Below are 11,857 nucleotides of genomic sequence, written 5' to 3' on the forward strand. Positions count from 1 at the left end.
CATGACGGACGCCGCCATCCTCTCGGTCGAACAGTTGACCATCCGCTTCAGCGCCGTGACGGCGCTCGACGGCGTCAGCCTCGCCGTGGCGCCCGGCGAACGGGTGGCGCTGCTCGGCCACAACGGCGCCGGCAAGTCGACGCTGTTCAAGACCGTCCTCGGCTTCCTGAAGCCGGCCGGCGGTCATCTCTCCATCGCCGGCGCCGCTCCCGGCTCGGACGTGGCGCGCCGCGCCGTCAGCTACCTGCCCGAGCAGGTGGTGTTTCCCAAGGCGCTGACCGGCGCCGAGGTGCTCACCCATTTCGCCCGCCTCAAGGGCGTGGCGCCGAAGGCGGCGATGCCGCTTCTCGAAACCGTCGGCATCGCCGACGCCGCCGGCCGCGCCGTCGGCACTTATTCCAAGGGCATGCGCCAGCGCCTCGGCCTCGCCCAGGCGCTGATCGGCGCGCCGCGCCTCCTGCTGCTCGACGAGCCGACCTCCGGCCTCGATCCGGTCTCCCGGCGCGAGTTCTATGCCGTGCTGGAGGCGTCGGCCCGGGCCGGCACCGCGGTGCTTCTGTCGTCGCATTCGCTGTCGGAGATCGAAAACCGTATCGACCGCATCGCCATCCTGGCTAAGGGGAAGCTGCGTGCCGAAGGCTCGCTCGCCGACCTGTCGCGCCGGGCCGGCCTGCCGATCCGCATCCGCGTCGAGGCGGCCGAAGGCCGGGTCGAGGCCGTAGAGGCGCGCCTCGGCGGCGAACGGGTCAACGGCCGGTCTGTCGTGATTACCTGCCGGGCCGAGGAAAAGGTGGGCGCGCTCGCCCGCCTCGCCGAACTCGGCGCCGACGTCGCCGACATCGACATCGCCCTGCCGGATCTCGACGACGTCTACCGCCACTATTCCGGCACAACCGTTCAGGGAGCCGCCCAATGACCGGCATCGACCGCATGGCGGCGGTGGCCGCCACCGAGTTCCGCCTCGCCTTCCGCAATCGCTGGGTCCTGCTGTCGACGCTGGCCTTCACGCTGTTCGCGCTGGCGCTCGCCTTCCTCGGCTCCGGGCCGAGCGGCGCGCTGAAGGTCGACGCGCTGACGCTGACGGCGGCGAGCCTCTCCACGCTCACCGTCTATCTGGTGCCGCTGATGGCGCTGCTCGTTTCCTACGACAGCATCGCCGGCGAGATCGAGCGCGGCACGCTGGCGCTGGTGCTGGCGACGCCGCTGAAGCGCGGCGAACTGGTGCTGGCGAAATTCTGCGGCCATCTCGCCGTGCTGGCCCTGGCCATCGCCATCGGCTACGGCATTGCCGGCGCGGTGATCGCCGGCGTTCACGGCGCCGACGACGCCGGCCTCCTCGCCTGGGGGCGGCTTCTCGTCACCGCGATATTGCTCGGCGCCGTCTTCATCGCCTTGGGCATGGCCCTCTCCGGCCTGCCGCGCCAGACCGGCACCGCCGCGGCGCTGGCCATCGGCGCCTGGCTGATCCTGGTGGTGCTCTACGACCTTGCCCTCTTGGGCGCCGTCATCGTCGACCAGGGCGGCGTCTTCACCAAGACGGTGTTCCCGGCGCTCGTCCTCGCCAATCCCGGCGATGCCTTCCGCCTCTACAATCTGGCGCTGATCGAAGCGAACGCGCCGATCGCCGGCCTCGACGGCCTCGCCCACACCCTGCCTTTCCCGGTTTCCAGCGCGCTCGCCGTCCTCGTCCTGTGGCTTTTCGCGAGCCTTGCCGTCGCCTGGGCCCTCACCCGGAGAATCCGTCCATGATCAACCGCATCCTCTCCGCCCTGGTGCTCTCCGCCGCCCTGGCCCTGCCGCTCGCCGCCTGCAAGGAAGAAGCGGCGGTCAAGCCGGCCGCCGTCACCATGACCGACGAGGCGCTCGGCTACTATTGCCAGATGTATCTCGCCGACCACGGCGGCCCCAAGGCGCAGATCCACGAGAAGGGACAGGAGCATCCCCTGTGGTTCTCGCAGGTCAGCGACGCCGTCACCTATCTGCGCGGCGGCGAGAAGCGCGGCGACGTCACCGCCGTCTACGTCTCCGACATGGAAAAGGCGCCGAGCTGGGCCGAGCCCGGCCGCGACAACTGGATCGACGCCGACGCGGCGGTGTTCGTCGTCGGTAGCCGCCAGGCCGGCGCCATGGGCATGCCCGAGGCGATCCCCTTCGGCAGCCAGAAGGCGGCCGACGATTTCGTGGCGCGCGAAGGCGGCGCCATCGTCAAGCTCGCCGACATTCCCGACAGCTACCTCGGCCCGGCCAATGCCGAGCCATCGAGCCATTCCGACATGCAGATGTGAGGCCCGCCATGGCAGATCTCCTCGCCCGGCCGATCGCCCGGCGCCGCTTCATCCGCATCGGCGCGGCGCTCGCCGCCACGGCCTTCGTACCCGCCGCGCTCGCCGCGGCGCCCGTCCGCCGCTGGTCCGGGTCGGCGCTCGGCGCCCACGCCTCGATCGAGCTCGTCGGCGCCGACGCGAGGCTCGCCGATGCCACCTTCGTGGCGGTGGAACAGGAGATCATCCGCCTCGAGGCGCTGTTCAGCCTCTATCGCGCCGACAGCGCGCTGTCCCGCCTGAACGCCGCCGGCCGCCTCGACGCGCCGGAAGCCGATGTCCTGCGCCTCCTGGCGCTGGCGCGCGGCGTGCACAATGAGACGGGCGGCCTGTTCGATCCCACCGTGCAGCCGTTGTTCGCCGCCTACGCCGCCCATTTTGCCGGCGGACGGACCGACGCGCTGCCCGCCGCCGTGCTGGCCGACCGGCTGGCACTGGTCGGTTTCGATCGGGTGGCGTTCGATGAGGATGCGGTACGCTTCGCCCGGCCGGGCATGGCGATGACGCTGAACGGCGTCGCCCAGGGCTACATCACCGATCGCGTCGCCGATCTCCTGAAGGCGCGCGGCTTTGCCAACGTGCTGCTCGACATCGGCGAGATCCAGGCCCTCGGCGGCGGCCGCGACGGCGACGGCTGGAAGGTCGGCCTCGCCGCCGGCCCCAACAGCGACGCGCTGGCGGCGACGCTCCGCCTCAAGGACCGGGCCGTTGCCACCTCGATGATGGACGGCACCGTTCTCGACACCGCCGGCCGCATCGGCCACATCCTGCATCCGAGGAAAGGCGCCGTTCCCTCCGCTTTCTCGGCCGTCAGCATCCTGGCGCCGGAAGCCGCGCTCGCCGACGCGCTGTCGACGGCCGCCGTGCTGATGACCCCGGACGAGCTCTCCCGGTTCGATCGCCCCGGCGTCGAGATACGCGCGACGCCGGTCTGACGCTTCGAAGGTCAGGCGGCAGGCGCAATCGCGCCGCCGCAGCGGAGCTCGGGATCGGCGACGTCCTGCCGGCCGTAGACCTTGAACATGTCGAAGACGTTCTGCATCTCGGCGCTGTCGAGGATCACCGGCGTGCCGACGGCGAGCGCCCGCCAATACTGGGCGGCGATGGTCTCCACCTCGACCAGCAACGCGAGGGCCTTCCTGAGGTTGGCACCGAGCACGATCAATCCGTGATTGGCGAGCAGGCAGGCGAGACGGCCTTCCAGCGCCGTCAGCGCGTGGTCGGAGAGCGCCTGCGAGCCGAAGGTGGCGTAGTCGGCGCAGCGGATGTTCTCGCCACCGGCGGCGGCCACCATGTAGTGAACCGCCGGAATGTCGCGGCGCAGGCAGGAAATCACCGTCGAAAACATGGAATGGGTATGGATCACCGTATCGATGTCCGGCCGATGCAGCAGGATGTCGCGGTGAAAGCGCCATTCGCTGGTCGGCCGGCAGGGACCGTAATAGATGCCGTCGAACGTCATCTCGACGATCTGGTCCTCGGTCATGCCGGCATAGGGAATGCCGGTCGGAGTCACCAGGAAGCGCCCGTCGCCAATACGGACACTGACGTTGCCCGAGGTGCCCTGATTGACGCCCGAGGCATTCATTTCGCGGCAAGTCTCGATGATCTCGGTTCGGAGTGCGAGATGGGAAAGGGCGGAAAGGCTGGCAGGCATTCTGGGTGTCCTCGATGAGGGTCGGCATGGCGTGTTCGACACGCCGGACGAGCAATGGCACTTGGCGCGAATGGGTGCTTATGTTAACTCAGATTGTCAATTGTCGAGCCGGGGTGACGTGCTTCGGGCGATAGGGTTGGGAAGATCATGGCGCTACGCTCAAGGACGAAGGACAAGGCCGACCGGTCGGCGGCCACCGATGCGGACAACCGGATGCCGCTTCCACGGCCGGGGGAATATCTCGTCGATCCGCTGTTGTGGGCGTCCTGGCTCTACCATCACGACGAGATGACGCAGAGCCAGATCGCCGATCTGATGGGCGTGTCGCGGGCGACGGTGGTGAACTACCTGCAGCAGGCGCGTGACCTCCACTACGTCAAGGTGGTGGTGCGGCCGGAGCTCCTGAACTCCATCGATCTTGCCCAGCAGCTCAAGCAGGCCTTCGGCCTCACCGAATGCATGGTCATTCCCTTCGACGGCGGCATACGGCCGCCGAGCGAGCGCATCGGCCGGGCCGGCGCCCAGTATCTCGACCAGATCCTGATGAACGGCGACGTGCTGGGCGTCGCCTGGGGCCGTACGGTGCTGTCGCTGGCCGAGAACCTGCCGGAAAAGGCCATGCCGGACAGTTGCGTCGTGCAGGTGATCGGCAGCCAGCGCTCGGCTTACGACGGCTTCACGGCCGAGGAATGCGTCGCTTTCATTGCCCACCGGCTGCACGCCCGGTCGATCAACCTGCATGCGCCGGCTGCCCTGTCCAACGCGGCGCTGCGCGACGCGCTGATGCGCGAGCCGACCATTCAGGAACAGTTCGCCCGCATTCGCTCCTGCAACAAGCTGCTGTTCGGCGTCTGCACGGTAAAGGCCAACAGCCTGGTGTTCGCCTCGGGCCTGATCTCCGTCGACGAGAGCAAATATTACATCGCCAATGGCGCCGTCGGCGTCATTGCCGGCCGTTTCTACGACATCGACGGCAACTGGCTGCGTGGCACCATGGATGATCGCATGATCGGCATCACCCTCGATGACGTGCGTAGCGTGCCGACCCGCATCGCCGCCGCCGGCGGTCCCGACAAGACCGATGCCATTCTCGGCGCCCTGCGCGGCGGCTACGTCACCGCGCTGATCACCGACGAGCCGACCGCCCGCAACGTTCTTGGGCGGCTCTAGCCCTGCACGTAAGACGAGCGTCTTCCATACCGCAGCGAAAGCGGGAAAGGGAAGCGCCGGCTGGGGGGAGCCGGCGCACGCCCCTGCGCCGGCCCGGTTGTCCGATGCTGGGCAGGGGCGGGTTGTCATTTGGCCTTCTGCTCCGGGTAGAGCTTGAGGAGGCCGTTGCGGCTGGCGTTTGCGACGCCGCGCTCGGTGATCAGGCCGGTGACCAGACGGGCCGGCGTCACGTCGAAGCCGTAGTTGAGCGCCGGGCTGCCCTTGGGAAGAATGTCCACCGTCGCCAGCCGGCCGTCGGCGGTGCGGCCGGTGATATGGCTGAGCTCGCGGGCGTCGCGCTCCTCGATCGGGATTTCCTTGACGCCGTCCTCCAGCGTCCAGTCGATGGTGGTGAACGGCAGCGCCACGTAGAACGGCACGCCGTTGTCGTGGGCGGCGAGCGCCTTCAGGTAGGTGCCGATCTTGTTGCAGACGTCGCCGGTCGCCGTGGTGCGGTCGGTGCCGACGATCGCCAGGTCGACGAGGCCGTGCTGCATCAGGTGGCCCCCCTGGTTGTCGGCGATCACCGTATGATCGACGCCGTGCTGGCCGAGCTCGAAGGCGGTGAGGCTGGCGCCCTGGTTGCGCGGTCGCGTCTCGTCGACCCAGACATGGACGGGAATGCCCGCCTCGAAGGCCATGTAGATCGGGGCAAGCGCCGTGCCCCAGTCGATGCAGGCGAGCCAGCCGGCATTGCAGTGGGTGAGGACGTTGAAGCGCGGCGGCTTGCCCTTCTGCTCCCAGAGGTCGCGGATGATGGACAGGCCATGGCGGCCGATCGCCTTGCAGGTCTCGACGTCCTCGTCGCAGATCTCGGCGGCGCGGCGGTAGGCAAGGCCCATGCGCGCGGACGGCGCGACCTGGGTGAGGCGGCCCCTGAGGTCGTCGAGCGCCCAGCGCAGGTTGACGGCGGTCGGCCGGGTGGCGAGCAGCGCCGCATAGGCCCGCTCGAGGTTTTCGTCCGAGGAGTCCTCGCGCATGGCCAGTGCCAGGCCATAGGCGCCGGTGGCGCCGATCAAGGGCGCGCCGCGCACCACCATGTCGCGGATGGCGCTTGCCGCCTCCTGCCAGGAGCGCAGCGTGCGCGTCTCGACCTCGAACGGCAGCCTGGTCTGGTCGATGATCTCGACCCCCCAGCTATCCGCCGCAACCCAGATCGTCCGCATGGATTTGCCGTAGATTTTCATGAAAAGCCTCCGGTCGCCGTCGTGCGCCCGAGGCGCCCGACGGTCCGTTTGTGGCGGGCGGCACCTCACCGCCCTTGGGGTCAGTCGGATGCGGCCGGATGGCCGTCAGCGGGTAGCGTCGGCGGCAACCACGGCGGCTGCCACGGCGTCGATATTGGCAAAGCGCGCGCGGTTGACAACGAGATCACGGCCGAGCCGTAGCGCCCGACGTTCGCCGCTCGCCCGCACATCCTTGTCGGCGATGCTTTCGAAGTCGGCGACATGGGCAAGGCCGAGAATGCGGCGGATCATCTTGCAGCCGGCAAAGCCAAGCGTGTCCTCGAACAGCGCGCGCATGTAGCGGGCTTGTTCCTCGGCCAGAGCGGCCCGGCTTGCCGCGTCGGCGAACAGCTCGGCGGTGAAGGCGTCGCCCTTGCCCTCGGTCGACCACAGTTCGACGAAGCGGGCCGAGAACAGCGTCCAGACATCGACCATCTGCTTCAGGATCCAGGCGCGGTAGCCGTCGCGGCCGCCCTTCTCATCCTCGTGGCCGATCTGGCTGAGATAGGCAAGGATCAGGTTGCCGATCAGCGCGCCGACATCGAAGCCCATGGGCCCGAAGAAGGCGAATTCCGGATCGATGACGCGAACATCGGTGCTGGTCGCCATGATCGAGCCGGAATGCAGGTCGCCGTGCACCAGCGCCTCGGCGTGACAGAGAAACTTGAGCTTCATCGCCTGGGCAGCCGCCTTGAGCGGGCCGTCGGCGCGCAACTCGAGGGCAATGTCGTCGAGCTGCGGCGAGGTCCAGTGATTGAGCTTGGCTGCCCGGTAGGGGTCGGTGAACACCAGGTCCTCGGTGATCCGGCAGAGCTCGGTATTGGCGCAGAATACCGCCATCTGCTTCTTCTTCTCGGCGGCCGGCAGGTAAAGATCGGACGTCTTGAACAGCGATTGCGCCATGAACTCCGACAGCGTCGCCGCAAAGCGAGGAAATTCGACGCCGTCGATCAAACCCTTGCGCATGATGATGTGCGGCGTAAGGAATTCCATCACCACCAATGCCTGCATGGCGTCGAACAGTACGACCTTCGGCACAAGTCCCGGAGCGGCGGCGTCCTCGGTGATCAACGCCTGGCTCTCGAAGAAGGACCGGTCCAGCGGCAGCGGCCAGGCGTCGCCGACGAGGCGCACGTAGGGAAGGGCCTGCTTGACGATCAGCGCTCCCTTGGGGCCGCGCACGATGAACACCAGGTTGAGGTTGCCATCACCGACCTCGGTGACCTTCCAATCCTGCGGCACGCCGTCGAGGATCGCTGCGACTTCCGAAAAGCCGGCGAGATAGGGCGCCAGCGTGCTTTCGGTCATCGGCCGATAGTCGGCGCCGCCGGTGCGGGCGCTCCGAACGTCTGTCATGGGGTCTTCTCCATCCCTCGCTTTGCCGCCTCCACCACGACGATCTGTCGCTCCTCGATGCTGGCAGAGGTCGCCGGAAGCGGAAGTTGTTCCCGTTTTCATCATTTGTCAAGATCGATTGACAATTGACGTATGTGTGGCTAGGTTGACCGCCATCGGGTCTGGAGGGACCCCCTGCCAAGTATCCGTGGAGGCGGTTTTCGGCATGACAGAACCAGGGAGGGAGGTGATCCGCATCCGTGGCCTGAACAAGCGGTTCGGCAGCACGCATGCGGTCATCGATGTCGATCTTGACGTCCGGCGCGGCGAAGTGCTGGCGCTGATGGGCGCCAACGGCGCCGGCAAGTCGACGCTGATCAAGATTCTCTGCGGCGTGCATCCGGCCGATTCGGGAACGATGGAGATCGATGGCGAGACGGTCGCCTTCCGCTCGCCGCTCGAGGCCTGCGCCGCCGGCATCCACACCGTCCACCAGATCATCAACGACGGCGTTGTGCAGCAGCTTACCGTTGCCGAGAACCTGGCGCTCGACGAGATCTGCCGGCCCGAGGGGCCGGTGCTCCTCAGTCGTTCGGCCATCGCGGCGCGAGCCCGCGAGATTCAGGCGATCCTCGGTCTCGACCTGCCGCTCGGCAAGGCGATGAGCGAGCTCGGCCAGGCCGAACGACAACTGGTCGCCATCGCCCGCGCGCTGTCGCATGATCCCAAGGTGCTGATCCTCGACGAGCCGACCTCGTCGCTGTCGGAAGCGGAAGCCGCCCGGCTGTTCGCGCTGATCGAAGACCTCAGGGCGCGCGGCGTCGCCATCGTCTACATCAGCCATCGCATGTCTGACATCCGTCGCCTCGCCGATCGGGCCGTCGTCATGCGCGACGGTCGCACCCGCGCCGAATTTGCCCGTCCGCTCGATTTCGACGGCATCGTCCATGCCATGGTCGGTCATCGCGTCCGCGAGGGCGCCCACAGCGCCGTCGCCGGTAGCCGGACGGTGGTCGAAATCCGTGATTTCGCTCTCACGCCGACCTCGGCGCCCTTCGACCTCGACCTTCGGGAGGGCGAGGTGGTGGTGCTGACCGGCCTGATCGGCGCCGGCAAGACCGAGTTCGCCGAGTGTCTGTTCGGCACGGCGGCCGCGCACGCCGGCTCGGTGACCATCGATGGCAAGCCGCTCCGCGCCGCTTCGCCGCAGGCGGCGATCGCCGGGGGCGTATTCATGGCGCACGAAGATCGCGGCAACTCGTCGCTGGTCTCCGAATTCTCCGTGCTGCACAACATGACGCTGCCCTTCCTGCGGCATTTTTCCAAGCTGTCTCTGGTCGTGCCCGACCAGGAGCGGCGGGCGGCGACCGAGCAGGTCGCGGACCTCGCCATCAAGTGCCCGTCGATCGATGTGCCGATCGGTTCGCTGTCGGGCGGCAACCAGCAGAAGGTCGTGCTCGGACGCTGGCTGATCCAGCCCTGCCGGCTGCTCATCCTCGACGAGCCCTTCCAGGGCGTCGACATCGGTGCCCGCCAGGACATCGGCCGCCGGTTGCGCGAAACCGCGGCCGGCCGGGCGACGCTGGTCATCTGCGCCGATCTCGAGGAGGCGACCGAAATCGCCGACCGCATCATCGTGATGCGCGACTTCTCGGTGGTCGGCGGCCATTCGGTCGATGGGCTGTCGCTCGACGCCCTGGTCGCCGAGATCAGCGGCACCGGCACCCACGCAACTTTCGCCTGACGCTTTCAAAGACAAAAGGCTTCCATCATGAGCACCCCATCCTCGAATCCGGCTCCCAATCCGGCCGCGCCGGCCGCTGCCGTGCAAGCTGGCGCGGCGAAGTCCGCCCTCACGTTCAAGGACTTCGTCATCAAGTTCGGTCTTCTGATCATCCTCGGCGTGATGATCGTCGTCTTCTGGCGCCTCGAGCCGGCCTTCGCCAACGCCCGCAACATGTTCTCCATCCTGCAGGCGGTGTCGGTGACGGCGCTGTTGGCGCTCGGCGTCACCGTCACGCTGGCCATCGCCGGCTTCGACCTGTCCATCGGCTCGACGGCCGCCATGTCGCTGATGGCCTCGAGCTACGTGATGGTGATCCTGAACCAGGGCACGTTGCTCGCCGTCCTCGTCTGCCTGCTGCTCGGCGCCTTCATCGGCTTCCTCAACGGCGTGCTGATCGTCAAGGGGCGCATTCCCGATCTTCTGGCGACGCTCGGCATGATGTTCCTGCTGCTCGGCCTGCAGCTGATCCCGACCGGCGGCCGCTCGATCGCCAAGGGCATGACGCTGTCGGACGGCTCGGCGGCGACCGGCAGCTTCACCGACGCCTTCCTGGCGCTCGGCCGCTACCGTCTGTTCGACCTGATCCCGCTGCCGGTGATCATCATGCTGGTGGCCGCCGTCATCCTCTGGGTGTTCATGGAGCGCTCGCGCTATGGCCGCGTGCTCTACGCCATCGGCGGCAACGAGAAGGCCACCCGCCTCGCCGGTGCGCCGGTCGAGCGCTACAAGATCGCCGCCTACATGATCTCCGGCCTGTTCGCCTCGATCGGCGGCATCCTGCTCGCCGCCCGCGTCGGCCGCGGCGACGTCACCTCCGGTTCGTCGCTGCTGCTCGACTCGGTGGCCGCCGCGCTGATCGGCTACGCGGTGCTGGGCGCCAAGAAGCCCAACGTGTTCGGTACGGCCGTCGGCGCGCTGTTCGTCGGCACGCTGCTCAACGGCCTCACCATGCTCAACGCTCCCTACTACGCGCAGGACTTCGTCAAGGGTCTCGTCCTTGTCTTCGCCCTGCTGTTCACTTTCGGCTTCGCCTCCTCGCAGCGTCGCTGAGCCGGCTCCGGCCCCATCTGGAAAACGCGAGGTAATCCGCGGCGCGCGGAGGAGGCACGCCCGGAAAAGGTCAATGGAAACGTCATTTGAGGAGTGAGAAAATGACTACGATCGACAGAAGGACATTTCTTGCCGGCCTTGCCACCGCATCGGTTGCCAGCGCCCTGCCGCTTCGCGCCGCTTTCGCCGAAGGCATCGCCGGCGCTCCGGGCATCGTCGGCGAGCGCAAGATGAAGATTGCGCTGGTGCGCTATCTCTCCACCGGCGATTTCTTCCAGTTCTATCTCGCCGGCGTGACGCGCCAGGCCGAAGCGCTCGGCTTCGACCTGCACGTGCTCGACTCCCGCCAGGACGCGGCGCTGCAGGCGGAAATGTTGCAGCAGGCGATGAACCTCGGCGTCGACGGCATCATCCTGCAGCACGGCCTGACCGAGACGCTGAAGGATCCGGCCGCCCAGGCTGTGGAGGAAGGCTTCAAGGTCGTCGCCTTCGACGTCAACTGCGAGAACCCGGCCATTCCGCAGATCGAGCAGAACGACCGCGAGCTTGCCCGCCTCGCCCTTGAGCAGGCGATCGCCGACAATGGCGAGAGCTTCAAGGCCGGCTACGTCTACGTGCCCGGCATCGCGCCGCTCGACCGCCGCGACGAGACCTGGCAGGCCTTCAAGAAGAAATACCCCGGCATCCAGGAAGTGGCGCACTGGGGCACCATGAGCAACCCGATCGCCAACTCGGTCGCCGACCAGACGGCGGCGGTGCTGCGCGCCAATCCCGATATCACCGTCATCTTCGCCCCCTATGACGAATTCGCCAAGGGCGCCAAGACGGCCGTCGACGAGGCCGGCCTTAACGAGAAGATCAAGATCTACTCGGCCGACATCTCGACGCCGGACATCTCGGCGATGGTCGAAGACAACAGCGCCTGGGCGGCCTCGGCGGCCACCTCGTCGGCCTTGGTCGGCGAAGTCTGCGTGCGCACGTTGGCGCTGCAGCTCGCCGGCGTCGATACCGGTTCCCAGGTCGTGGTGCCACCGACGCTGATCACCCGGCAGATGCTCCTCGAGAAAGGCATCAAGAACATGGACGACCTCGCGGCCAAGCTGCCGCAGTTCTCCAAGGCCGATGTGTCGATGGCGCCCTGGATCGCCGAGCCGAAGCGTTAACCGGCCCTCAGGCGTAAAGGGACGCGATCATACCAAGAGGCATTGAAAATGCCTCTTGGTATTCCGCTTGTCGATTTCTCATGCCCATGATGCAGATGAGAAATCGGCAA

General features: G+C 67.4%; 11 protein-coding genes. 8 read left to right on the forward strand and 3 right to left on the reverse strand.

Annotation, left to right across the window (positions count from 1 at the left end):
- Window position 1: 1 nt before the first annotated feature.
- The 4 genes from CJ014_RS21580 to CJ014_RS21595 are packed head-to-tail and all read left to right on the forward strand — an operon-like array spanning window position 2 to window position 3,256.
- Window positions 2–916: an ABC transporter ATP-binding protein gene (locus tag CJ014_RS21580; protein ID WP_207765833.1), complete on the forward strand. Its 915-nt coding sequence runs from the start codon at window positions 2–4 to the stop codon at window positions 914–916.
- Window positions 913–1,749: an ABC transporter permease gene (locus CJ014_RS21585; protein ID WP_100082570.1), complete on the forward strand. Its 837-nt coding sequence runs from the start codon at window positions 913–915 to the stop codon at window positions 1,747–1,749. Before CJ014_RS21580 ends, CJ014_RS21585 begins: the two co-directional genes overlap by 4 nt.
- The gene (locus CJ014_RS21590; protein WP_100082571.1) at window positions 1,746–2,285 is read left to right on the forward strand and encodes a nitrous oxide reductase accessory protein NosL; all 540 of its coding nucleotides are present in this window, start codon (window positions 1,746–1,748) and stop codon (window positions 2,283–2,285) included. The genes CJ014_RS21585 and CJ014_RS21590 overlap by 4 nt, the downstream gene beginning before the upstream one ends.
- An 8-nt stretch (window positions 2,286–2,293) precedes the next feature.
- A complete protein-coding gene (locus CJ014_RS21595; protein ID WP_100082572.1) occupies window positions 2,294–3,256 on the forward strand; it encodes an FAD:protein FMN transferase in 963 nt (320 codons plus the stop codon).
- Window positions 3,257–3,267: 11 nt separating this feature from the next.
- On the opposite strand, the gene CJ014_RS21600 is transcribed toward CJ014_RS21595, so the two are convergent.
- Complete coding sequence (locus CJ014_RS21600) at window positions 3,268–3,978, reverse strand: class II aldolase/adducin family protein (RefSeq protein ID WP_100082573.1); 711 nt, start codon at window positions 3,976–3,978, stop codon at window positions 3,268–3,270.
- Between the two features lie 147 nt (window positions 3,979–4,125).
- Here CJ014_RS21600 and CJ014_RS21605 point away from each other — a divergent pair, with 147 nt between their 5' ends.
- Complete coding sequence (locus CJ014_RS21605) at window positions 4,126–5,148, forward strand: sugar-binding transcriptional regulator (RefSeq protein WP_100082574.1); 1,023 nt, start codon at window positions 4,126–4,128, stop codon at window positions 5,146–5,148.
- 125 nt (window positions 5,149–5,273) lie between these two features.
- On the opposite strand, the gene mtnA is transcribed toward CJ014_RS21605, so the two are convergent.
- Both mtnA and mtnK read right to left on the reverse strand, forming a co-directional pair.
- The gene (gene mtnA, locus CJ014_RS21610) at window positions 5,274–6,374 is read right to left on the reverse strand and encodes an S-methyl-5-thioribose-1-phosphate isomerase (RefSeq protein ID WP_100082575.1); all 1,101 of its coding nucleotides are present in this window, start codon (window positions 6,372–6,374) and stop codon (window positions 5,274–5,276) included.
- Between the two features lie 105 nt (window positions 6,375–6,479).
- Window positions 6,480–7,769: an S-methyl-5-thioribose kinase gene (gene mtnK, locus CJ014_RS21615; RefSeq protein ID WP_165790935.1), complete on the reverse strand. Its 1,290-nt coding sequence runs from the start codon at window positions 7,767–7,769 to the stop codon at window positions 6,480–6,482.
- Between the two features lie 205 nt (window positions 7,770–7,974).
- On the opposite strand from mtnK, the gene CJ014_RS21620 reads away from it, so the two are divergent.
- From CJ014_RS21620 to CJ014_RS21630, 3 genes are all read left to right on the forward strand, one after another.
- Complete coding sequence (locus CJ014_RS21620) at window positions 7,975–9,492, forward strand: sugar ABC transporter ATP-binding protein (protein WP_100082597.1); 1,518 nt, start codon at window positions 7,975–7,977, stop codon at window positions 9,490–9,492.
- 27 nt (window positions 9,493–9,519) lie between these two features.
- Window positions 9,520–10,584 carry an ABC transporter permease gene (locus CJ014_RS21625; RefSeq protein ID WP_100082577.1) on the forward strand — a complete coding sequence of 355 codons (1,065 nt, stop codon included), beginning with the start codon at window positions 9,520–9,522 and terminating at the stop codon, window positions 10,582–10,584.
- 101 nt (window positions 10,585–10,685) lie between these two features.
- On the forward strand, window positions 10,686–11,747 hold the full coding sequence (locus CJ014_RS21630; protein ID WP_100082578.1) for a substrate-binding domain-containing protein: 1,062 nt from the start codon (window positions 10,686–10,688) through the stop codon (window positions 11,745–11,747).
- Window positions 11,748–11,857: the final 110 nt, after the last annotated feature.

The sequence above is a fragment of the Pleomorphomonas carboxyditropha genome, assembly GCF_002770725.1.
GTDB lineage: Bacteria > Pseudomonadota > Alphaproteobacteria > Rhizobiales > Pleomorphomonadaceae > Pleomorphomonas > Pleomorphomonas carboxyditropha.